Source organism: Dokdonella ginsengisoli (assembly GCF_042652785.1).
Taxonomy (GTDB): domain Bacteria; phylum Pseudomonadota; class Gammaproteobacteria; order Xanthomonadales; family Rhodanobacteraceae; genus Dokdonella_A; species Dokdonella_A ginsengisoli.
Map to the genome: position 1 here is coordinate 1 of NZ_JBHSHD010000006.1, position 22,359 is coordinate 22,359.

Genomic DNA, 22,359 nt, shown 5'->3' on the forward strand with positions numbered 1-22,359 from the left:
GGCGCGGCGGCCGAGCACGTAGGCGGCGGCCGCGATCGCCAGCAGCGCGAACAGCGCGGCGGCGGCGATGACGCGGGCACGCGATCTCGGCGGAGCGTCCGTCGCCACGTCGACCGCGGCCGGCGCCTGCGCTTCGGCCTGCGGCGGCGGCGCCTCGACTTCCGCCGCGCGCGGCGCATCGGCGCGCTCCTCGACCTCGACTTCGGCGACCCAGCGATAGCCGAAGCGCGGGATCGTGCGGATCGCGTTCTGCTCGTCGCCGGTGTCGCCGATCGCGCGGCGCGCCTTCAGCACGACCTGGCCGAGCAGCGCGTCGCTGACGTCGAGGCGGCCCCACACCGCCGCGATCAGCTCGTCGCGGCCGACCGCGCGGTCGCGATGGTCGATCAAGTAGGCGAGCACGTCGAAGACTTTCGGCGACAGCGTCGTCGGCGTGCCGGCGCGGCGCAGTTCGCGCGCCGCCGGATCGACGCTGCAGTCGCCGAAGCGGTAGAGAAGACGGGCCATCGTCCAAGGTTAGCCGGCTTGACCGGTTTGTGTGCCGAGCGGCCGCCCGACGGCCTTCGAGACCTTCCGCGGCGACGCGCGGCCGCCGGTTCGGTCCCGGTGGCACGCGCCTGCCGTCCCCGTACCGCATCCTACCCGGACCGGGCGACGGCGAGGCATTGTGGAGAAATGCCGAAGTGGCGCCGCCGCTCAGAACGAAGCGATGACGATCGCGCCGGCGAGGATCAACGTGCCGCCGACCGCGACCGGCCAGCTCAGGCGTTCACCGACGAACAGCAGCCCGAGCACGATCGCGAACACCACGCTGAGCTTGTCGATCGGTGCGACCTTGCCGACCGGCCCGAGCTGCAGGGCACGGTAGTAGCACAGCCACGAAAGACCGGTGGCGATGCCGGACAGCACCAGGAACAGCCAGGTCTTCGCGTCGATCTGCGCGGGTGCGCGCCATTCACTGCGCCAGCTGAGGATCGCCGCCGTCACGCCGAGGATCACGACGGTGCGGATGAAGGTCGCCAGATTCGAGTTGATGCCGGCCACGCCGATCTTGCCGAGCACGGCGGTCAGGCCGGCGAAGAACGCCGAACCCAGTGCGTAGATCAGCCATGGCTCACGCAGATTCATGCACGCCTCGACGAAATGCCTGCGCCGTGAAGTTCAGCTCGATGCCGACGCCGGCCGGATCGGTCAGGAACAGCTGCACCTGGCCGAGCGACGGCACCTCGTCGCGCTCGTAGGCGACGCCGGCCGCGGCCAGGCGTTCGAGCGTCGCGGCGAGATCGGTGACGGCGAAGGCGACGTGGTCGAGGCAGCCGCTGCCGCGCGCCGGAGCGGCCTTGGGGTCGATCGTCAGATGCAGCAGGTCGCGGCCGCTGCCGTACAGCCAGTAGCCGCGCGAGCGGAACGGCGGCCGGGGACCTTCGGAAAGACCGATCACGTCGCGGTAGAACCGACGCAGGCGCTCGATCAGTTCTTCCGGCCCGCGCAGGTTGACGTGAGCAAGGCCGCCGATCGTCGCGCTCATCGGGCTAGCTCACTTCGGCGTTCCGGCCGCGGCCGGTTTCAGCTTGGCGTCGAAGAAACCCGCGATCAGCGTGTAGACGTGCTTCTTCATCGCAGGCGTCGACAGCCCGTGCTTGCCGCCCGGATAGGTCATCAGCTCGAACTGCGTGCCGCGCTGCTGCAGCGCGGCCATGAGTTTGGTCGAGTTGGCGAACAGCACGTTGTCGTCGGCCATGCCGTGCACGAGCAGAAGCGCACCGGAGCGGATGCCGGCCAGCCAGTGCAGCACGCCGGACTGCTCGTAGCCGTCCGCGTTGTTCTGCGGCGTGTCGAGATAGCGTTCGGTGTAATGCGTGTCGTACAGGCGCCAGTCGGTGACCGGCGCCACCGCGACGCCGGCGGCGAACGATTCCGGATGCGTGGCGAGCAGCATCAGCGTCTGGTAGCCGCCGTAGCTCCAGCCGAACAGGCCGATGCGTTTGGCGTCGACCCACGGCTGCTGCGCGAGCCAGGCGACGCCGGCCATCTGGTCGGCGACCTCGGCCTTGCCCAGGCGCTTGAAGATCGCGTCGGAGAACGCGCGCCCGCGCCGCGGCGTGCCGCGGTTGTCGAGCGCGAACACGACGTAACCGTGCTGCGCCATGTACTGCTCGAAATGCGCGCCCCAGGCCTTGCTGACGTACTGGCGGCCGGGACCGCCGTAGTAGGTCATGAACACCGGATACGTTTTCTTCGCGTCGAAGCCGAGCGGCTTGTAGACGCGGTAGTGCAGGTCCTGGCCGTCTTCGCTCTTGAGCGCCCCGAATTCCGGCACGATCTGCGTGTCGCGATACGGCCAATACGGATGGCCTTCCTTCAGCTCGTTGTGCTCGATCCAGGCGATGCGGCTGCCGTCGGGCTTGCGCAGCGACACCTGCGGCGGCGTGCGCGGATCGGAGTAGGTGTCGATCCACGCCGCGGCGCTCTCGCCGAATACCGCCTCGTGCCAGCCGTCGTCTTCGCTGACGCGCGTGGCGCCGTCGGCCTGGCTGCCGTCGAGCGCGGCGGCGTAGACCTGCTGCTGCAGCGGATCGTCGCGGTTCGCAGCGAAGTACGCCTTGCCGTTCTTCTCGTCGAGCGCGAGCAGCTTGTCGACGTCCCACGCGCCTTGCGTGAGGCGGCGGCGCTGCTTGCCGTCGAGGCCGAACACGTACAGGTGCTTGTAGCCGTCGCGCTCCGAGGCCCAGACGAAGGCGTCCTCGTTCTTCAGGAAGCGCAGGTCGTCGTGCAGGTTGATCCAGGTCGCGCTGGTCTCGGTCAGCAGCATGCGCTGCCGCCGCGAAGCGGCGTCCACGGCGATCAGCTCGAGGCGGCGCTGGTCGCGGCTCTCGCGCTGGTAGACCAGGCCTTTCGCATCCGGCCTCCAGTCCACGCGCGCGAGGTAGACGTCGACCGCGCCCTGCTCTCGATCCTCCACGTCGATCCAGCGCGTACGTCCGCCGCGCGGCGCGACGAGGCCGATCCGCACGCTGACGTTCGGCCGTCCGGCGGCCGGGTAGCGCTGGCCGATCGTCTCGCTGCGCTCGGCGTAGACCTCGGTGCGCTCGACCACGTCGACCGGCGCTTCGTCGTAGCGCTCGAAGGCGATCGACGAATCGTCCGGCGCCCACCAGTAGCCGGTGGCGCGGTCCATTTCCTCCTGCGCGACGAACTCCGCCTCGCCGTTGTGGACCGTGCCCTTGCCGTCGCGCGTGAGCGGGTACGTCTTGCCGCTGGCGAGATCGATCGCGTAGAGGTTCTGCCGGCTGACGAAGGAGACGAAGCCGCCGCGTGGCGAGACCTTGGCGTCGTTGACCTCGAAGCCTTCCGGCGTCAGCGCGCGCGCCTGGGCGCCGGGCTCGGCGTCGAAGTCGTACAGCCACAGGCGCTCGCCGACGGTGAACAGCAGCTTCCTCGAATCCGGTGCCCAGCGGTAGGCGACGATGCCCTTGAGCTGCGCGATGCGTTCGCGCTCGCGCCGCGCCTTCTCCGCGTCGGACAGTTCCTTGCGCTCTTCCAGCGCGAGCGAATCGACCAGGCGCTGCGTCTTGCCGCCGGCGATCTCGTACTGCCACAGATCGAGCTGGTTCTGGTCCTCGGCGCGCCCGCGCAGGAAGGTCACGCGGCTGCCGTCCGGCGCGATCTTCAGCGAACGCGGGCTCGGACCGTTGAGGTCCGGGTCGGAGTAGAGGCGGTCGATCGTCAGTTTTTCGGCCATGGCGGGAACACTGGCCGCCAAGGCGGCGGCGAACAGCAGGGTGCGCATCCGTTTCTCCGGAAAGTCGCCCCGATTATCGCGAGCCGCGAACGCAGATGGGAAGGTCGCCGGGGGAAACTATGGCAGAGCGATTTCTCGCAGAGGCGCAGAGAACGCCGAGATAGAGATTTTTCCTCTGCGCCCTCCGCGCCTCTGCGAGAAAATGGCTTTCGCATTCCCCACACGAACGCACTTACTTCGACACACTCGCCACGTCATGCCCGCGCACGCGGGCATCCATTGAAGCGCTTGCCAGCCACCCGCGCCCGGCGACTCTTCAGGACTTCCGGCTGCCCTGCCCGAACAGGATCTTCTTCTCTTCCTCGCTGAGCGGCTGGCCCGCCGACGGATTCACTTCCGTCGCGCGCGCGTAGGCGCGCTGCGTCGCCGGCCGTTCGGCGATCGCGGCGTGCCAGCGGCGCACCTGCGCGAAGTCGGCGAGGTCGATCGGCGCCTTCGTGTACGGACTGATCCATGGGTAGGCCGCCATGTCGGCGATCGTGTAGTCGTCGCCGGCGATGAAGGCGCGCCCGGCGAGGCGCTTGTCGAGCACGCCGAGCAGGCGGCGCGCCTCGTTGGTGTAGCGCTCGATCGCGTACGGAATCTTCTCCGGCGCGTAGACGGTGAAATGACCGTACTGCCCGGTCATCGGGCCGAGGCCGCCCATCTGCCAGAACAGCCACTCGTTGACGACGTTGCGCCCGCGCAGGTCCTGCGCAATGAAGCGGCCGGTCTTGTCGGCGAGGTAGAGCAGGATCGCGCCGGACTCGAACACGCTGACCGGCGCGCCGCCGTCGGCCGGCGCGTGGTCGACGATCGCCGGCATCTTGTTGTTCGGCGAGATCGCCAGGTAGTCGGGCTTGAACTGGTCGCCCTTGCCGATGTCGACCGGCACGATCCGGTACGGCAGGCCGGCTTCTTCCAGGAACAGGGTGATCTTGTGGCCGTTCGGCGTCGGCCAGTAGTGCAGGTCGATCATGGGTTGGCTCGGTTTTTTGGGGCGGGATGATCCGAATGGGGGCGATTGTGCGTTTTATCCACCGATGTCCCTGCCGAGTCGCCGCCGATGAACAACCCCTGGTTGCGCCCGTGGACCGCGCCGCCCGGCGGTGGAGGCCCCCGCGCCTTCCTGCTGGCCGTGCTGATCGCCTCGCCGGTGGTGGCGGAGGCGGCCACGCCCGACCGCGTCGTGGAGACCGCCGCGCGTGATCTGCTCGCGCAGGCCGACGCCCTGCGTCCGCTGCTGATCGGCGAAATCCACGGCACGCAGGAGACGCCCGCGCTGCTGGCGTCGATGCTGCGCCAGGGCAGCGGCCGGCCGTGGCTGCTCGGGCTGGAGATCCCGCGCCAGGAACAGGAGCGCATCGAGGCGTTCCTGCGATCGGACGGCGGCGCCAGGGCGCGCGCCGCGCTGACGGGCGGCGCGTTCTGGACGCGCGAGCTGCAGGACGGCCGCTCCAGCGAAGCGATGCTGCAGCTGATCGACGCCGTCCGCGCGCTGCGCCGCAGCGGCCGCGACATCCACGTCGTGTGCTTCGACGACGTGGCCGAAGACGGCAGCGCGGGCGACCGCGACGCGCGCATGGCGCAGGCCCTGCGCACCGCGCTGAGCACCGAGCGGCACCGGCGCGCGGTCGCGCTGATGGGCAACTACCACGCACGCATCGGCCGCGGCGCACCGTGGAACGCGCAGCAGGAATTTCTCGGCTGGCATCTGCGCGACCTGTCGCCGCTGTCGGTCGACGTCGGCGCGCCGACCGGCTCGAGCTGGGTCTGCAATCCGGACTGCGGCGTCTATCGCTTCGGCGCGGACCGCGCCCCCGGCGACGCCTCGCTGCGCATGGCCGCACAGCCGGACGGGAAGGGCTACGTCGGCACGCTGAGCCTGCCGCGCTTCACCGCGTCGCCGCCGGCGGTCGAGGCGACTGCCTCGACGGACGCGAAGCCGGAGTCGCCCGATTGAACGCTTCGTTCCGCCGCGGCGCGGAGCCCGCATGGACTCCGCGCCGGGATGGCCTCACTGCGGCAGCAACGTCAGCCAGGGCGTGCCGTCGAGCTGGGTGATGCGCAGGCGCAGCAGGCGGGCCGGTTCGCTGCGCTCGGTCACGTCCAGCGACACCGCACCGGCCGCCAGACGCACGTAGCCGTCCTCGTGTCCGGCGGCGGCCGGCTGCCAGGCCAGGTCGAGCGGAGTCGCGGCGAGTTCGACCGTGCGCCACGCGCTGCGCAGCGGGCGACCGTGCGCGTCGTGCAGCGTCAGCCGCAGCACGGCCTGCGCGCCGAAGCGGGCCAGTTCGACCGCGAGCACCTGTCCGCCGGCGGCGTCGCCGCGCGCGACGACCACCGGCATCGGGCCGAGCCGGTCGAGCAGCGCCGCCTCGACCTGCAGCTGCGCGCTGACAAAGCCGTCCGCATCGGCGTGGCCGTCGAGCTTCTGCGTCGCGGCCGCGTCGTCGAAGCCGTCGCGGAAGATCACGATGACCGTGGCCGGCGTGTCGCTGGCGCTGTTGTTGGCCGGGTTCGGATCGACCGTGCCGCCGCCGACCGTCGCGGTCGCCGTGTGCACGATGACCTCGCCGGCGCCGCCCTGCACCGTGGCCGAGTAGGTGTACACCGCCTGCGCACCCGGCGGCAGCGTGGCGCTGTCGACGAGTTCGTCGCCATTGCCGCCGGCGCAGCTCGCGCCGCCGCTCGGCGTGCAGGTCCAGCTGCCGTCGGCCAGTTCGGCCGGCAGCGCGTCGTGCACCTGCACGGTGGCGGTCGCCTTGCCGGCGATGTTGGAGACCGTGATGACCGCGTCCAGCGTGTCGCCGACGCGCGCGTACTCGCGCCCGTCGGTGATCGCCACGGCGATGTCGGCCTGCGCCACGGCATCGGTGCCCGTACCCGACAGCGTAATCGTGCCGCTGCCGGGCGCGTCGGCGGTGACCGTCAGCGTCTGGCTGGCCGCGCCCGCCGCGGTCGGCGAGAAGGTGTAGGTCAGCGTGCAGTTCGCGCCGGCACCGAGCGTGATCGGCGCGGTCGCGGCGCAGCTGCCGCCGCTGCGCGCGAACGGTGCGGTCGGCGCCGTCAGCGCCGTCACCTGCAGCGTGGCGCCGCCGCTATTGGCCAGCGTCACCACCACCGGCGCGCTGCCGGTGCCGACGGTCAGTTCGCCGAAGTCGTGCGCGGTCGGCTTGATGGTGAGCTGGCCCTGCGGCGCCGCCTGCACGGTGGTCGTCGCCGTGGCGCTGTCGTTGGCCGGATTCGGATCGCTGGTGCTCGAGGCGGCGCTGACCGTGTTGGCGATCTGCGTGCCGCCGGCGACGTCCGCGGCGACCTTGACTACCAGCGTGAAGCCCGCATTGCCCGGCGCGAACGAAGCATTGCTGCAGCTGACCGTGCCGCTCGCGCCGACGGCCGGCGTCGTGCAGCTCCAGCCGCCGGCGGAGGCGAGCGAGACGAAGCTCGTGCCGGCCGGCAGGGTGTCGGTCAGCGTCGCCGCCGAGGCCGCGGTCGGGCCGGCGTTGGCCAGCGTGATCGCGTAGGTGAGGTTGGCGCCGGCGACGACCGGATCGGGCGAATCGACGATGCTGACGGAGAGGTCGCTGCCGCTGCCGCCGGTGGCGAACAGGCCGACCAGCACCGGATCGTGGTCGGAGGCGCGGAACGGCGTGCCCGGCTCGTACAGGTTGCGCGGCGGAGTCATCGCCGAACCGTTGGGCTCCTCCTCGTAGGCCGCCTCGCCGGCGTCCTTGACGTCGTCGTTGTAGTCGAACACCGGCACTTCGTCGGCGTTGACGTGCCACGGCGCGACGCCGACGACCTTGCTGCCGAGGCTGGCGCTGGCGAAGACGTAGTCGAGATGGCCGAGCTGGCCGTCGAACAGGTACGAGTACTCGCCCGGCGTGCGGCTGGCGAGCAGGTCTTCGTAGCCGCCGGCGGCGAGCGTGGCGATCGGCGTTTCCTTCGCGTTCGAGTTGAAGTCGCCGAGCAGCAACACGTCGCTGTCGCCGGCGGCCGGGATCACCGTCGAGTTGATCCAGCTGAGCAGGCGCGTGGCCTGCTGCGTGCGGCGCGAGGCGTAGCACGACTGGCCGTCGCCGGCGTCGGCGTCGGCACCGCCGGCGCCCGAGCAGCTCTTGGACTTGAGATGGTTGGCGATCGCGGTGAAGCGCTCGCCGAGCGCCGGATTGGCCGCGTCGACGACCTCGAAGGTCTGCGCGAGCGGCGGACGGTTGTTGATCGCGTTGGTGTCCACCAGCGGCGAACCGACCGGCGACAGCACGCCGGAGCGATAGATCAGCGCGACGCGGATCGCATCGGTGCCGATCGCGCCGCCGGTGTTCACGCGGGCGTACGGATGCGCGCCGCCGCAGCGCGTGTTGATCGCGGCGACCAGGTCGATGATCGCGTTCTGCGCTGCGTCGTTCTCGATCTCCATCAGGCCGGCGACGTCGGGGTTCAGGCCGCACACCACGATCGAGGTGCGCTCGCGCTGGCGCGCCAGTTCCGCCGCGCTGTCGGCGCCGCGGCAGTCCATGCCGCCGGACGGACCGCAGGGACCGGACGAGGTGCTGGCGGTGGTGTCGATGGTCGTGAAGTAGTTCAGCACGTTCAGGCCGACCGCCTTGATCGCGCCGCCGACGGTCGGCGCCGAGGCCGGGCGCGGGTTGGCCGCGGTGAAGGTGGCCGGGCGCGCCACGGTCGGACGGATGCGCCACGCGTCGGTGCCGCTGGCGCCGGCGAAGGACCAGTGCAGCACGCCGGTCAGGTTGGCGACCTGGTCGCCGCCGCGGAAGAAGTCCGCGCCCTGCGTGCCGGCTGAGAAGCCGCCGTTGGCGTGCGGGTGGTACATGTACTGGCTGCCTTCGGGCAGGGTCAGCGGCCAGTTGTCGACGTTGTTGGTGTCGTCGAGGATCACGCGGCGGCGCGCCAGGTCGGCCAGGTGCGCGCTGTAGCCCGAGCTGCTCGGCGCGCTGGTCTCGGTGAACTGGCGCGGGCGCTGGCCCGGATACAGGATGACCTGGCCGAAGCGCGCGAGCTGGAAGTATTCCGACACCAGCAGCGTGTCGGTGTAGGTCACCAGCATGCCTTCGCGTGCCTCGTAGAAGGCGTTCACGTCGCCGACGATCGGCAGCGCGATCGGCGCCGGCGTCACCTCGGACAGGTGGTTGCCGGCGTCGGTCACGGTCACGCTCGCCGGCGTCGACGCGGTGATCTGCGTCATGCCGAAGTATTCCGACACGCTGCCGGCCGCGCGCACGCGCTGGCCTTCGGACACCGTCACCGGGCAGGCGCTGCAGTACACGAAGATCGCCTCGGAGGTGGCCGGGTCGGCGTCCGCGTCGGCGTCTTCCTCCTGCAGGAAGAAGCCGGCCAGGTTGGTGCCCTGGTAGGTCGCGGTCACCACGCCTTCCACCGACACCGTCGCGCCGATCATCGGCGAGTTCGCACCGTTGCCCTGCACGTCGTGGATGCGTTCGCCGTTCTGGATGTCGTCGTTGACGATCGTGCCGCGGCCTTCGGCGTCGCCGGCGATCGCGCCGACGAGGTTGGTGACGCGCACGAAGAAGGTCTCGTCCGGCTCGGGCGAAGTATCGCCGTTGACGGTCACGTCGAACGTGTAGCTGCTGCTGCCGGCGGCGATGGTCTGGCCGGTGAGCGCGCGCGCGACGTAGTCCGAGGGTACCGTCGCGGTGCCGTCGGCAGTGGCGATGTCGAACGTGACGCCGCCCGACGGCGCCGGCTCGGACAGGCTGACCGTGAACGTGTACGTGGTGGTGCCGCTGTCGGCTTCGACGTGGCTCACGTCGTCGACGCTGAGCAGGGTGCCGCCGTCGTCATTGAGGATCGTGCCGATGCCGGTGCCGACTTCGACGCGCGCGCCGACGACGTTGAACAGGTTGACCGAGAACGCCTCGTCCGCTTCCGGCTGGGTGTCGCCGTTGACGGTCACGTCGAACGTGTAGCTGCTGCTGCCGGCCGGGATCGTCTGCGCGGTCAGCGCGCGCGCGACGTAGTCCGACGGCGCGGTCGCGCCGGAATCGGCGGTGGCGATGTCGAACGTGACGCCGCCGGCCGCTGCCGGTTCGGACAGGCTCACGGTGAAGCGGAACACGCTGGTGCCGGAGTTGCCTTCGACCTGCGCGACGTCGTCGATCGACAGCGCAGGCTGCGCGCTGTCGCCGTGCGGCGTGACGCTGAAGTCGTCGACCGACAGGCCGTGGTCGTTGCCGGTGTGGTTCGGATCGGCCCAGCGCAGCATGACTTCGGCGCCGTCGGGGATGTTCAGCCCGCTGATCGTCGCCGTGCGCACGCTGCGGTTCGCGGCCAGATTGCCGTTCAAGGCACCGGCCGTGGCCGTAGTGATCGGGCTGACGAAATCCAGCGCGGCGACCGCGCTGCCGGGCGAGGTGAACTCGGCCAGCGAACCGCTGACGGTCGGCGTGCCGACCAGATAGGAGAACGCGAGCGTCTGCTGCGCGGCCGTTCCGGTCGCGCCGCCGTTGCGCCACTGCTCGCCGGTGTAGGTGACGTCGAGCGAGGTGATCGTGCCGCCGGTGTGGTTCTGCAGCCGCACGCCCCAGTAGAAGTCGCCGGCCGCCGCATTGCCCGAGCCGATCGAGCCGAGCGCGCGGTCGCCGTCACCGGAGGCGCCGAAGCTGTACAGGTTGCCGCTGTTGCTGACGCCCGTGTCGGCGACGATCGTCGTGCCGCTGCCGCTGCGCGCATGGAACCAGCCGGGCAGGGTCGAGTTGTTGGTCCAGGTGGTGCTGCCGCTCGCCGGCAGCGCGTCGAAGTTCTGCGTGTACGGCACGTCGAGCGCCGTCATCGACACCTGTGCGAACGCCGGCGGCGCGATCAGGAAACCCAAGGCTGCGACGCGCAGCGGCGCGCGCAGGCAAAACACTCGCAACCACGGCGAGCGCGGAAGACGGAACGGACTCACGATTTCACCCCTGGATCAGAAAGACGACGAAAACCCGATCGGCCGCCGGCACGCCGCACCCCTGCGACGACCGCCGATCCGATTGCGTAGGTTACCTGTCAAGCATGGCCGCCGGATGCGACAGGGCAATTACGCGGCGGCGGCAGCGGACGGTAGTGGAAGCGCTACGCCTCGTCCGGCCTCTTCGGCGAACGCCGTTTTCCGGAAGCCGTGGGGAATGCCTTGATCGCTGCCTCGAAATCGCGCTCGATACGACTGGGCAATGCGGCTTGCTGCCGCTGGAATCTTTCGAACTCACCTTCGGCCTTTTTCAACGCCGCCTCGTGTGAGATGCGTCCGGCATGGGTGAGGATGTCGTGCTCGGACAGGCGTAGAAAGTCGTCCAGCTTGGCAATCCAGCCTGCCATCGTCATGGTGCTGCGTCGCATGGCCTGCAACTCGGCGAAATCCAGATAGGCCGTGACGATACGATTCAAGCCGTCCAGTTCGGTTTCGGTGAGGTAGTTCTTGGCGATGCTCGCATCCTGCCGCGTCAGGCGCGAGCCACCGATGCCGGTCAACCCCATGTTCGGCTTGCCGGCATCGGCGCGCGCATAGACCACTTCGGCAGCAGTATGCCCATGCGCGGCCCAGTGCATCTTGTTCTGCACCGTGGCGAAGAAACGCTGCGAAGCTTCGACGGAAGGATCGTAGTCGATGCTGGTGGCGTAGATGTCCAGCACTTTGCGCCAGAACATCTTTTCCGAAGCGCGGATGTCACGGATGCGCGCGAGCAGTTCGTCGAAGTACAGCCCGCCGCCACCTTGCTTCAAGCGCACATCGTCCAGTGCAAAACCCTTGACGACATATTCCCGCAAGCGTTCCGTGGCCCACTGACGGAAGGCCGTGCCGCGCGGCGAGCGCACGCGGTAGCCCACGGCGAGCACGGTGTCGAGGGCATAGTGCGCAATCTCCCGTGCCACTTCGCGCTTGCCTTCCGCACGAACCATTCGGTAACTCCGAATAGTTCGTTCAGGTAGCAACTCAGCTTCCTCGTAGATGCCTTTCAGGTGCTCGTTGATGGTCGGCACAGTCACTTGAAACAGTTCGGCCATTTGCGCCTGGGTGAGCCAAAGCGTTTCGCCCTCGAAGCGGCATTCCACACGCACGCGTCCGTCTTCGGTGCGGTACAACAGCACTTCGCTGGTCGGCGGGGCGGGGGAATCGGTCATGTCTCGTATCCTCTCCCAGGCGAGCTACGCGGCGTGGTCTCTCTCGCCGAAGCGACCAACGCCCTTGAGGCGATCCTCGATCCGAGCCTTCGCAAAGGCGGGCCATCATTGCAGCATTTCTCGCCGCTGAGTCGGTCGCTCGGTCCGGTTTGAGCGAAGTACACCCGGAGCCGATCCTACTTGCCGATGCAGAACGAGGCGAAGATCTCGCCGAGCAGATCGTCGCTGCTGAATTGGCCGGTGATCTCGCCGAGCGCGTGCTGCACCTGGCGCAGTTCCTCGGCGGCGAGTTCGCCGGCGCGCTGCCGCTGCAGCGCATCGGCGGCCAGCGCGAGATGTCCGCGCGCGCGTTCGAGCGCGGCGACGTGACGCGCGCGCGCGCTGAAGGCGCCGTCGCCTTCTTCGGCGCCGGCGTTGCGCCTGAGTTCGTCGACGAGCGCGTCGAGACCGATGCCGCTGGTGGCCGACAGCCACAGGTGCAGGCGTCCGTCGCGCCGTTCCACGCGCGGCGGCGCGGCGGCGAGGTCGATCTTGTTGTGCACGACCAGCCGCGCCGCGTCGGCGGGCAGGCCCGACAGCAGGGCGAGGTCCTCCTGCGCGTGGGTGTCGTCGCTGACCAGGATCGCGAGGTCCGCGCGTTCCAGCTCGGCGCGCGCGCGGCGGATGCCTTCCCGCTCGACGACGTCGGCGGCCTCGCGCAGGCCGGCGGTGTCGACCAGGGTCAGCGCGATGCCGTCGAGGTCGAGCGTCTCGCGCAGGACGTCGCGCGTGGTGCCGGCAACGTCGGTGACGATCGCGCGTTCGCTCGCCGCCAGCGCATTCAGCAGGCTCGACTTGCCGACGTTCGGCCGGCCGACGATGACGACGTGCAGGCCGTCGGCCAGGCGCACGCCACGGCGCGCGGCGGCGAGCAGTTCGTCGAGCCGCGTGCGCAGCGCGGCGAGATCGGCGGCGAGCTGCGGCGCGGCGAGGAAGTCGATTTCGTCCTCGGGAAAGTCGATCGCCGCCTCGATCCACACGCGCAGGCGCACCACGGCCTCGACCAGCGCGCGCACGCGCTGCGAGAACTCGCCGTCGAGGCTGCGCTGCGCCGCGCGCGCGGCCGCGGCCGAACCGCTGGCGACGAGGTCGGCGACGGCTTCGGCCTGGGCCAGATCGAGCTTGCCGTTGAGGAAGGCGCGTTCGGAGAACTCGCCCGGCCGCGCGTGGCGCGCGCCCAGTTCGATCACGCGCGCGAGCAGCAGGCGCAGCACCACCGGGCTGCCGTGCGTCTGCAATTCGAGCACGTGTTCGCCGGTGTAGGAGCGCGGTGCGCGGAACGCCAGCAGCAGGCCACGGTCGATCAGTGCGTCGTCCGCGTCGCGGAAGGCCGCGTAGTGCGCATGGCGCTCGCGCGGCTCGCGCCCGAGCAGGGTCTGCGCGATCACCGGTGCCAGCGGGCCGGAGATGCGCAGCACGCCGACACCACCGATGCCGGACGCACTGGCGACGGCGGCGATGGTGTCGGTCATGGAACCATCAAGCCTTGGCGGCTTTCGCCTCGCCCGCTTCCACGCGCTTGGTGATGATCCACTGCTGCAGCAGCGACAGGCCGCCGTTGGCGGTCCAGTACAGCACCAGGCCCGCCGGGAAGAACGCGAACAGCACCGAGAAGATCACCGGCATGATCTTCATCATCTTGGCCTGGGTCGGATCCATGCCGGTGGTCGGGCTGAGGAACGAGGTGGCGACCATGACCAGGCCGTTGAGGACCGGCAGCACGTAGTACGGATCAGGCGCGGACAGGTTCTGGATCCAGCCCAGGAACGGCGCCTGGCGCAGCTCGACGCTTTCCAGCAGCACCCAGTACAGCGCGAAGAACACCGGCATCTGCACCAGCATCGGCAGGCAGCCGGCGAGCGGGTTGGCCTTCTCCTTCTGGTACAGCTCGAGCATCGCCTGGTTGAGCTTCTGGCGATCGTCGCCGTAGCGTTCCTTCAGCGCCTCGATGCGCGGCTGCAGCTTGCGCATCTTCGCCATCGAGCGGAACTGCGTCTCGCTGAGCTTGAAGAACGCGGCCTTGATCAGCAGCACCAGCAGGATGATCGCCAGGCCCCAGTTGCCGGTCAGCTTGTGCAGCTGCGCGAGGATCCAGTGCAGCGGTTCGGCGATCACGGTGAAGATGCCGTAGTCGACCGTCAGCGACAGGCCCGGCGCGACCTCGTCGAGCGTGCTCTGCAGCTTCGGACCGACGTACAGGCGCGCGCTGTCGGATTTGGTCTCGCCCGGCGCGAGCGCGATCGGCGGCGACAGCGTGCGGATCAGGTAGCGCTTGGCGTCGCCGACCGGCACCACCTTGGTGGCGTACTGGTCGGTTTCCGCGGCGGGCGGAATCCACGCGGCGAAGAAGTAGTGCTGCAGCATCGCGGCCCAGCCGCCGGTCACGCCCTTGTCGAGCGGTTCCTTCTCGAAATGATCGAATTTCAGCTTCTGGAACTTGTCCGTCGGGCTGTACCAGGCGGCGCCGGCGAAGCTGTAGTGCTCGGTGTTGGTGTAGCCCTTGATGCCGCTGGTGTCGTACACCGGCGGCACGCGCTGCAGCTGACGGTAGGCATTGCCGTTCCAGTTCGCGGCGGTGCCGTTGGTGATGTCCTGGCGCTGCTCGATCACGTAGCTGGCACGCTTGAAGACGAACACCTTGCGCACCTGCAGGCCGGACGGATCGGTCCAGGTCAGCGGCACCTCGAGCGTGTCGGCGCCGTCGGCGAGCGAATAGGCGTTCTTCTCCGCGCTGAAGGTCGCCTGATGGTCGGGCGCGGCGGCGTTCGCGCTGACCAGGCCGCTCTGCGCGACGAAGTAGGTCGGCGCGCGGTCGTCGAGCAGACGCACCGGATGGGCGAAGTCCTTGGGCTGCTGCGGATAGGCGAGCAGGTCGGCGACGACCACGCTGCCGCCGCGCGGGTTGATCTCCACGCGCAGCAGGTCGGTGGTCACCACCACGTTCGGCGCGGCAGTGGTGGTCGGCGCTGCGGTGTCCGGCACGCCGGGGGCGGCGGCCGGCGCGGCCGCGTTCGGCACGTCGGCGCCCGAGGGCACCGCCGGCGTTTCGCCGGCAGCGGCGGACGTCGAGGCGACCGGTGCGGCAGGCGGCTTGTTGTAGTCCTCCTGCCACTGCATCCAGAGCAGGTAGCCGAGGAACAGCAGGGCGATCAGGAGAAAATTGCGCGGGCTTGTCATGACACGGTCTGTTGACGCGAAGGCAGGTCGCCTGCAGGGCGCGGTTCCGCGCCGGGCGCGTGGCCGAAACGATGGCTGGAGGCGTGGATGGCCCGCGCAGGGATCGCGCGAGGTCGAAAGAGTCAGTCGCGCATTGTGCCGGTGGCGTCGGTGGCGTTCAACGTCGCGATGCGGCGCCACAGGCGTTCGAGTTCGGCGCGCAGTTCCGCGTTCGCTTCGAGGTCCGCACTGCCGCGCGCGATCACCAGCACGTCCACCGCGGGAAGGCCGGCGCGTGCGCGGCGGAAACTTTCACGCGCGAGTCGCTTGATGCGGTTGCGGCGCACGGCCTTCTTGGAGACGCGGCGCGAGACGGCCAGCCCGAGGCGTGCGCCGTCGAGATCGTTGGCGGCGACTTCGGCGCTGAAATGACGCGAGCCCACCCGGCGGCTGATGCCGCGCAGGCGGGCGAAATCCTTGGGGGTCAGCAGACGCGCGGCGCGCGGAAACGGAGCCGGCGCGCTCACGCGTTCAAACGCGGAATCAGACCGCGAGACGCTTGCGGCCCTTGGCGCGACGCGCGTTGATGACCTTGCGGCCACCACGGGTCTTCATGCGGGCACGGAAGCCGTGGTCGCGCACGCGCTTGAGGTTGCTCGGCTGGTAGGTGCGCTTGGTGGCCATCGCTGTAACGCCGGGATGCAAAAAAGGGCGCGGATGATAGGCCTGCGCGAGCCGCCACGTCAAGCGCGGCGACCGCGCCGGCTCGACCACCGGGCCGCGCCGCACGCCGCACGACGGCGGCCGTCACGGCGGCGAGCGCGGCCGCGGGGTCGGTCCGGCACTGCTAGACTTCCGCTTCTGCCCGCCGCGCCGCATCGCGGACGCCGGCGCTCCCGCCTTCCCGCCTTTCTTTTTCTGGAACCGCAAGACTCATGAGTGATCTTTGGCGACGCTGCCTGTCCCGCCTGGAGGCGGAATTCAGCGTCGAGGACGTCCAAATGTACCTCGCCCCGCTGCAGGTCAGCGAAGGCGAGGGTGGCCTGACGCTGTGGGCGCCCAACGCCTACACGATGGAAACCGTGCGCGAGCGGTTCCTTGATCCGATCCTGCGCGTGCTCGAGCTGATCGGCGGCGCGCCGGTCGCGGTCGACCTGCAGGTCGGCGTGCGGCCGAGCGCGCGCGACGCGGCCCGGCCCGCCCTGCGCAGCACGAAGCCGGCGACGCCCGAGCGCGGCGTCGAATCCAACCTCGACCCGAACTACACCTTCGAAACCTTCGTCGAGGGCAAGTCGAACCAGCTCGGCAAGGCCGCCGCGATGCAGGTCGCGCAGAACCCGGGCCGCGCCTACAACCCGCTGCTGCTGTACGGCGGCACCGGCCTGGGCAAGACCCATCTGATGCACGCGGCCGGCAACCTGATGCGCGCCAACCGCCCCGACGTGAAGGTGCTGTACCTGCGCTCGGAGCAGTTCGTCAGCGGCATGGTGCGCGCGCTGCAGCAGAAGAACATGGACGACTTCAAGCGGCGTTTCCGCAGCGTCGACGCGCTGCTGATCGACGACATCCAGTTCTTCGCCGGCAAGAACACCACGCAGGAGGAGTTCTTCCACACCTTCAACGCACTGTTCGAGGGCAAGCAGCAGATCATCCTGACCTGCGACCGCTATCCGAAGGAAGTGGACAACCTCGAGCCGCGGCTGAAGTCGCGCCTGGGCTGGGGTCTGAGCGTGGCGATCGAGCCGCCCGACTTCGAGACGCGCGCGGCGATCGTGCTGGCCAAGGCACAGGCCAAGGGCGTGGAGCTGCCGGAAGAGGTGGCGGTGCTGATGGCCAAGCGCATGCGCTCGAACGTGCGCGATCTCGAGGGTGCGCTTAACACGCTGGTGGCGCGCGCGAACTTCGAGGGGCGCCGCATCAGCCCCGAGTTCGCCCAGGAGACGCTGCGCGATCTGCTCACCGTGCACGCCCAGGCGATCACCATCCCCAACATCCAGAAGACCGTGGCAGACTACTATCAGTTGCGCCTCACCGACCTGTTGTCGGCCAAGCGCAGCCGCTCGATCGCGCGGCCGCGGCAGATGGCGATGGCGCTGGCGAAGGAACTGACCGAACACAGCCTGCCGGAAATCGGCGATGCGTTCGGCGGAAGGGACCACACCACCGTTCTGCACGCCTGCCGCACGATCCGCGATCTGCGCGAGACCGACGGCAAGCTGCGCCAGGACTGGGAAAAGCTGTTGAGAATGCTGACCGAGTGAGTGGCGGTGGGAAAGTCGCGGCTCAGCCTGTGGACAAGCTGTGCGGATTGAAGGCGCCCAGTATTATCCACAGACGTTCCACAGCGGAGCGGGCACGTTTTCCAGCTGGAAATTCTTCTGCAAGCGATTGAAATAAAATATAATTTCAGCCGATTCGCAGTTGCGCACAGCACCAACCAAAACCAAACGTTCCACATACCAAAGAAATCAACGACAGGGACCGGAAGACCATGCGATTCAGCATCCAGCGCGAGGCATTCCTGAAACGGCTGCAGCATGTCGTCGGCGTGGTGGAGCGTCGACAGACCTTGCCCGTGCTGGCGAATCTCCTGGTGGTCGTCGATGCCGGCGGCGTTTCGCTGACCGGTACCGACCTCGAAGTGGAGATGGTCGCGCGCACCGAAGCCGACGACCTCGTCGCCGGCGAAGTCACCATTCCGGCGCGCAAGCTGTTCGACATCTGTCGCGCGCTACCGGACGGTTGCCGCATCAAGCTCGAGCAGAACGGTGAACGGGTCACGGTCAGCGCCGGGCGCAGCCGCTTCACCCTGGCGACCCTGCCGGCAACGGAATTCCCGGTCATCGAAAACATCGACCTGGTGGAACGCGTCAGCCTGTCCGAAGCCACGCTGAAGGAGCTGATGGACCGCACCGGCTTTGCGATGGCGCACCAGGACGTGCGCTACTACCTCAACGGCATGCTGCTGGATCTGCGCGAGCAGGTGCTGCGCTGCGTGGCTACCGACGGCCACCGTCTGGCCCTGGCCGAGACGCGCGTGGACACCAAGATCTCCTCGCCGCGGCAGGTGATCGTGCCGCGCAAGGGCATCATCGAACTGCAGGGCCTGTTCGAGCCGGGCGAGGGCACGGTCGAACTCGAATTCGCGCGCAATCACCTGCGCGTGCGTCGTGGTGAAGTCACCTTCACCTCGAAACTGATCGATGGCCGCTTCCCGGACTACGAAGCGGTCATTCCGATCGGTGCCGACAAGGAAGTGCGCGTGCAGCGCGACGACCTGCGCTCGGCTCTGCAGCGTGCGGCGATTCTCTCCAACGAGAAGTACCGCGGCGTGAAGCTCGAAGTCGGGCCGAATCGCCTGCGCATCGTGGCGCATAACCCCGAACAGGAAGAAGCCGTCGAGGAAGTCGAGGCCAAGACCGGCGTGGCCGAGCTCAGCGTCGGCTTCAACGTGAACTACCTGCTCGACGCGCTCGGCGCGCTCGGTGGCGAGGAAGTGCTGCTGTGCCTGCGCGACGGCCAGTCCAGCTGCCTGATGCGCAAGCCGGAGTCGGAAGACACGCGCCACGTCATCATGCCGCTGCGCCTCTGACCGACGGCGAGCAGCAGCCCTCCGCGGCTCGCGGCTGCGGGTTCGGCCGAATCCGCCCGTGCAGCTCAAGCAGCTCCGCATCGAGAACCTGCGCCTGATCCAGGCGCTGGATCTCGATCTCCTTCCCGGCTGGAATCTGTTCCTCGGCGCCAACGGCGCCGGCAAGACCAGCCTGCTCGAAGCCGCCTTCCTGCTCTCGCACGGGCGCTCGTTCCGCAGCGCCGCGCGCGACGCCCTGACGCGACGCGGCTCGGGCGGCTTCTCGATCTACGGCGAATTGCTCAAGTCCGGCGCTACGCTGGAGCGGGTCGGCATCGCGCGCACGGCCGGGCGGCTGGAGGCGCGGCTGAATCGCGAGAGTGTCGCGATCGGGGAATTGGTCCGCCACGTCGCCGTGCTGTGCTTCGAGCCGGGCTCGCATGAGCTGATCGCCGGCCCCTCCGAGGAACGACGTCGCTTCCTCGACTGGGGTGTGTTCCACGTGGAACAGACCTTCCTGGCCGACTGGCGCCGCTACCAGCGCGCCTTGCGCCAGCGCAATGCGCTGCTGAGGACCGAGGGTGGCAGTTCTGTGGATCTGGACACCTGGGATCACGAGCTGGCGCTGGCGGCGGAGCCGCTCTCGCGCATGCGGCGGCGTTATTTCGAGGCCTTGCTGCCGCACCTGGCGCAGTTGTCGGGGGAATTGCTGCCGGAACTGGGCGCTCCGCGCCTGCAGTTCCATCCCGGATTCGACGACGGGCTGTCGCTGGAGGAGGTGCTGGCCGTCCAGCGTGATCGCGACCGGATGCGCGGCCACACGGGTGCGGGACCGCATCGGGCCGACTGGTCCCTTGGCTTCGAGAACGCGCCGCGCCGCGAGCATCTGTCGCGGGGGCAGGAGAAGCTCTGTGCGTTCACCTGCGTCATGGCGCAGGCGCGGCTGCATGCGGAAACGACCGGCGAATGGCCGGTCATCGGCCTGGACGACCTCGCTGCCGAGGTGGACCTGCCGCACCAGAACAGGATGCTCGGCATCCTCGCGGCCACCGGCGCGCAGGTGCTGGTGACGGGGACCGAGGAGTCGCCGGCGCTTGCGCAGGCGGGGCAGCCGATCGGAAGGTTCCACGTGGAACAAGGTCGTGTAACGAGGCTGCTATAATTCGTCGGTTGTCCCTTTCCGACTTCCCAGCGCGTCTCGCGCGCTCCACGGCGTGCGCCGGAGCCTCATGAACGACCAATACGACTCAAGCAAGATCAAGGTGCTCAAGGGCCTCGAGGCCGTGCGCAAGCGGCCCGGCATGTACATCGGCGACACCGATGACGGCACCGGCCTGCACCACATGGTGTTCGAGGTCGTCGACAACTCGATCGACGAGGCGCTGGCGGGCTACTGCGACCACGTCGTGGTGACCCTGCACGCGGACGGCTCGGCCAGCGTCATCGACAACGGTCGCGGCATTCCGGTCGGTATCCAGGAGGAAGAGGGGCGTTCGGCGGCCGAGGTCGTGATGACCGTGCTGCACGCCGGCGGCAAGTTCGACGACAACAGCTACAAGGTTTCCGGTGGCCTGCACGGCGTCGGCGTGTCGGTGGTCAACGCGCTGTCGGATCATCTGTGGCTGACGATCTACCGCGACGGCTTCGAGCATCAGCAGGAATACGCCAACGGCGAGCCGCTGTATCCGCTGAAGGTGGTCGGCCCGTCGACGAAGCGCGGCACCACCGTGCGCTTCCATCCGAGCCCGGCGACGTTCTCGAACGTCGAGTTCCACTACGACATCCTGGCCAAGCGCCTGCGCGAGCTGTCGTTCCTCAATTCCGGCGTCAAGATCGAGCTGATCGACGAGCGCGCCGACCGGCGCGACGTGTTCGAGTACGAGGGCGGCATCCGTTCCTTCGTCGAGCACCTGGCGCAATTGAAGACGCCGCTGCACCCGAAGGTGATCACCTTCACCGCGCAGAACGAGGGCACCACCGTCGACGTCGCGATGCAGTGGACCGACGCCTACCAGGAAACGGTGTTCTGCTTCACCAACAACATCCCGCAGAAGGACGGTGGCACGCATCTGGCCGGCTTCCGCGGCGCGCTGACGCGCACGCTGTCGAACTACATCGAGGCGGTGGGCCTGCAGAAGACGGCCAAGGTTGCGCTGTCGGGCGACGACATGCGCGAGGGCCTGATTGCGGTGCTGTCGGTCAAGGTGCCCGATCCGAAGTTCTCCTCGCAGACCAAGGACAAGCTCGTCTCGAGCGAGGTCAAGGGCGTCGTCGAGGCGATCGTCAACCAGAAGCTTGAGGAATTCCTGCTCGAGAACCCGAACGAGGCGCGCGCCATCGCCGCCAAGGTCGTCGACGCCGCACGTGCGCGCGAGGCGGCGCGCAAGGCGCGCGAGATGACGCGTCGCAAGGGCGCGCTCGACATCGCCGGCCTGCCCGGAAAGCTGGCCGACTGCTCGGAGAAGGATCCGGCCCTGTCCGAACTCTTCATCGTCGAGGGCGACTCGGCCGGCGGCTCCGCCAAGCAGGGCCGCAACCGCAAGAACCAGGCGATCCTGCCGCTGAAGGGCAAGATCCTCAACGTCGAGCGGGCGCGCTTCGACCGCATGCTCGGCTCGGCCGAGGTCGGCACGCTGATCACCGCGCTGGGCACCGGCATCGGCAAGGACGAGTTCAACGTCGACAAGCTGCGCTACCACCGCATCATCATCATGACCGACGCGGACGTCGACGGCTCGCACATCCGCACCCTGCTGCTGACGTTCTTCTACCGCCAGATGCCGGCGCTGATCGAGCGCGGCCACGTCTACATCGGCCTGCCGCCGCTGTACAAGCTCAAGCAGGGCAAGCAGGAGCTGTACCTGAAGGACGACGCGGCCCTCAACACCTACCTGATCTCCAACGCCGTGGACGGCGCCGAGCTGGTCTACAGCGCCGACGCACCCGGCATCAGCGGCACCGGCCTGGAACAGCTGATGGCGGCCTACCGCACTGCGCTGGACCAGATCGAGCGCCTGAGCTTCCGCTTCGATGCAGCCCTGCTGCACGCCCTGCTCGACGCGCCGCTGGCGCCGGAAGCGTGGAACGATCCCGCGGCGCTGCAGGCCTGGGCCGCGCAGCTGCAGGGCGCGCTGGCGGCGTCCGGCCTCGGCCGGCCTCGCTACGCGCTGCGCATCCAGCCGGCCGGCGAGGAGCAGGGCGCGGCGCTCGTCGTCGATCGCGACCAGCACGGCATCCGCCACACGCAGACGCTGCCCGCCAGTTTCCACGCCGCGCCGGAGTTCAAGCCGATCGTCGACGCGGCGGCGCTGCTGGCCGGCCTGGTCCAGCCCGGCGCGAGCGTGCGCCGCGGCAGCAAGACGCAGGCGGTGACGAGTTTTGCGCAGGCTTACGGCTGGCTGATGGAAGAAGCCAAGCGCGGCCGCACGATCCAGCGCTTCAAGGGCCTGGGCGAGATGAATCCGGACCAGCTGTGGGAGACCACGGTGAATCCGGACACGCGCCGTCTGCTGCAGGTCAGCATCGAGGATGCGGTCGCCGCCGACCAGATCTTCTCGACCCTGATGGGCGACGTGGTCGAACCGCGGCGCGAGTTCATCGAGCAGAACGCGCTGCGCGTCGCCAACCTCGACGTGTGATCCGGCCCCGCCGCGGCGGGGCCGTTCGTGCG

Annotated in this window: 16 protein-coding genes; 5 read left to right on the plus strand and 11 right to left on the minus strand. The window is 69.0% G+C overall.

Features of this window, described 5'->3' with window-relative positions; all coding sequences use genetic code 11:
• The 5 genes from ACFO6Q_RS06155 to ACFO6Q_RS06175 form a co-directional block, all read right to left on the minus strand.
• Window positions 1-507: winged helix-turn-helix domain-containing protein (locus tag ACFO6Q_RS06155; RefSeq protein ID WP_380019701.1), on the minus strand; the 507-nt coding region annotated here is incomplete at its 3' end.
• 189 nt (window positions 508-696) lie between these two features.
• Complete coding sequence (locus ACFO6Q_RS06160; protein WP_380019702.1) at window positions 697-1,128, minus strand: EamA family transporter; 432 nt, start codon at window positions 1,126-1,128, stop codon at window positions 697-699.
• Window positions 1,115-1,528: a VOC family protein gene (locus ACFO6Q_RS06165; RefSeq protein ID WP_380019703.1), complete on the minus strand. Its 414-nt coding sequence runs from the start codon at window positions 1,526-1,528 to the stop codon at window positions 1,115-1,117. The genes ACFO6Q_RS06160 and ACFO6Q_RS06165 overlap by 14 nt, the downstream gene beginning before the upstream one ends.
• A 9-nt stretch (window positions 1,529-1,537) precedes the next feature.
• Complete coding sequence (locus ACFO6Q_RS06170) at window positions 1,538-3,790, minus strand: S9 family peptidase (protein WP_380019704.1); 2,253 nt, start codon at window positions 3,788-3,790, stop codon at window positions 1,538-1,540.
• Window positions 3,791-4,058: 268 nt separating this feature from the next.
• Window positions 4,059-4,760, minus strand: a complete 702-nt coding sequence (locus ACFO6Q_RS06175; protein ID WP_380019705.1) for a glutathione S-transferase N-terminal domain-containing protein — start codon at window positions 4,758-4,760, stop codon at window positions 4,059-4,061.
• Window positions 4,761-4,847: 87 nt separating this feature from the next.
• Here ACFO6Q_RS06175 and ACFO6Q_RS06180 point away from each other — a divergent pair, with 87 nt between their 5' ends.
• Window positions 4,848-5,744, plus strand: coding sequence for a TraB/GumN family protein (locus ACFO6Q_RS06180; RefSeq protein ID WP_380019706.1), 897 nt, complete (start codon window positions 4,848-4,850; stop codon window positions 5,742-5,744).
• Window positions 5,745-5,798: 54 nt separating this feature from the next.
• Here ACFO6Q_RS06180 and ACFO6Q_RS06185 read toward each other — a convergent pair whose 3' ends face one another.
• The 6 genes from ACFO6Q_RS06185 to rpmH all read right to left on the minus strand — a co-directional run bounded on the left by ACFO6Q_RS06185 (window position 5,799) and on the right by rpmH (window position 15,802).
• A complete protein-coding gene (locus tag ACFO6Q_RS06185) occupies window positions 5,799-10,637 on the minus strand; it encodes an ExeM/NucH family extracellular endonuclease (protein ID WP_380019708.1) in 4,839 nt (1,612 codons plus the stop codon).
• Between the two features lie 239 nt (window positions 10,638-10,876).
• Window positions 10,877-11,923 carry a virulence RhuM family protein gene (locus ACFO6Q_RS06190; RefSeq protein ID WP_380019710.1) on the minus strand — a complete coding sequence of 349 codons (1,047 nt, stop codon included), beginning with the start codon at window positions 11,921-11,923 and terminating at the stop codon, window positions 10,877-10,879.
• 176 nt (window positions 11,924-12,099) lie between these two features.
• On the minus strand, window positions 12,100-13,434 hold the full coding sequence (mnmE, locus tag ACFO6Q_RS06195; RefSeq protein ID WP_380019711.1) for a tRNA uridine-5-carboxymethylaminomethyl(34) synthesis GTPase MnmE: 1,335 nt from the start codon (window positions 13,432-13,434) through the stop codon (window positions 12,100-12,102).
• Between the two features lie 7 nt (window positions 13,435-13,441).
• Window positions 13,442-15,139: a membrane protein insertase YidC gene (gene yidC, locus ACFO6Q_RS06200; RefSeq protein WP_380019713.1), complete on the minus strand. Its 1,698-nt coding sequence runs from the start codon at window positions 15,137-15,139 to the stop codon at window positions 13,442-13,444.
• A 122-nt stretch (window positions 15,140-15,261) separates the two neighbouring features.
• Window positions 15,262-15,645 carry a ribonuclease P protein component gene (gene rnpA, locus ACFO6Q_RS06205; RefSeq protein ID WP_380019714.1) on the minus strand — a complete coding sequence of 128 codons (384 nt, stop codon included), beginning with the start codon at window positions 15,643-15,645 and terminating at the stop codon, window positions 15,262-15,264.
• 16 nt (window positions 15,646-15,661) lie between these two features.
• On the minus strand, window positions 15,662-15,802 hold the full coding sequence (gene rpmH, locus ACFO6Q_RS06210) for a 50S ribosomal protein L34 (protein ID WP_131993844.1): 141 nt from the start codon (window positions 15,800-15,802) through the stop codon (window positions 15,662-15,664).
• Between the two features lie 251 nt (window positions 15,803-16,053).
• On the opposite strand from rpmH, the gene dnaA reads away from it, so the two are divergent.
• The 4 genes from dnaA (at window position 16,054) to gyrB (ending at window position 22,327) form a co-directional block, all read left to right on the plus strand.
• Window positions 16,054-17,379: a chromosomal replication initiator protein DnaA gene (gene dnaA, locus ACFO6Q_RS06215; protein WP_380019715.1), complete on the plus strand. Its 1,326-nt coding sequence runs from the start codon at window positions 16,054-16,056 to the stop codon at window positions 17,377-17,379.
• 230 nt (window positions 17,380-17,609) lie between these two features.
• Window positions 17,610-18,710, plus strand: coding sequence for a DNA polymerase III subunit beta (dnaN, locus tag ACFO6Q_RS06220; RefSeq protein ID WP_380019716.1), 1,101 nt, complete (start codon window positions 17,610-17,612; stop codon window positions 18,708-18,710).
• A gap of 58 nt (window positions 18,711-18,768) precedes the next feature.
• Window positions 18,769-19,851, plus strand: coding sequence for a DNA replication/repair protein RecF (recF, locus tag ACFO6Q_RS06225; protein WP_380019717.1), 1,083 nt, complete (start codon window positions 18,769-18,771; stop codon window positions 19,849-19,851).
• Window positions 19,852-19,918: 67 nt separating this feature from the next.
• On the plus strand, window positions 19,919-22,327 hold the full coding sequence (gene gyrB, locus ACFO6Q_RS06230; protein ID WP_380019718.1) for a DNA topoisomerase (ATP-hydrolyzing) subunit B: 2,409 nt from the start codon (window positions 19,919-19,921) through the stop codon (window positions 22,325-22,327).
• Window positions 22,328-22,359: the final 32 nt, after the last annotated feature.

What these genes read in the sequence shown, in the direction of transcription:
- ACFO6Q_RS06160 (WP_380019702.1), bottom strand. Translation starts at nt 1,128, where the DNA reads ATGAATCTGCGTGAGCCATGGCTGATCTACGCACTGGGTTCGGCGTTC.
- ACFO6Q_RS06165 (WP_380019703.1), bottom strand. Translation starts at nt 1,528, where the DNA reads ATGAGCGCGACGATCGGCGGCCTTGCTCACGTCAACCTGCGCGGGCCG.
- ACFO6Q_RS06170 (WP_380019704.1), bottom strand. Translation starts at nt 3,790, where the DNA reads ATGCGCACCCTGCTGTTCGCCGCCGCCTTGGCGGCCAGTGTTCCCGCC.
- ACFO6Q_RS06175 (WP_380019705.1), bottom strand. Translation starts at nt 4,760, where the DNA reads ATGATCGACCTGCACTACTGGCCGACGCCGAACGGCCACAAGATCACC.
- ACFO6Q_RS06180 (WP_380019706.1), top strand. Translation starts at nt 4,848, where the DNA reads ATGAACAACCCCTGGTTGCGCCCGTGGACCGCGCCGCCCGGCGGTGGA.
- ACFO6Q_RS06190 (WP_380019710.1), bottom strand. Translation starts at nt 11,923, where the DNA reads ATGACCGATTCCCCCGCCCCGCCGACCAGCGAAGTGCTGTTGTACCGC.
- mnmE (WP_380019711.1), bottom strand. Translation starts at nt 13,434, where the DNA reads ATGACCGACACCATCGCCGCCGTCGCCAGTGCGTCCGGCATCGGTGGT.
- yidC (WP_380019713.1), bottom strand. Translation starts at nt 15,139, where the DNA reads ATGACAAGCCCGCGCAATTTTCTCCTGATCGCCCTGCTGTTCCTCGGC.
- rpmH (WP_131993844.1), bottom strand. Translation starts at nt 15,802, where the DNA reads ATGGCCACCAAGCGCACCTACCAGCCGAGCAACCTCAAGCGCGTGCGC.
- dnaA (WP_380019715.1), top strand. Translation starts at nt 16,054, where the DNA reads ATGAGTGATCTTTGGCGACGCTGCCTGTCCCGCCTGGAGGCGGAATTC.
- dnaN (WP_380019716.1), top strand. Translation starts at nt 17,610, where the DNA reads ATGCGATTCAGCATCCAGCGCGAGGCATTCCTGAAACGGCTGCAGCAT.
- gyrB (WP_380019718.1), top strand. Translation starts at nt 19,919, where the DNA reads ATGAACGACCAATACGACTCAAGCAAGATCAAGGTGCTCAAGGGCCTC.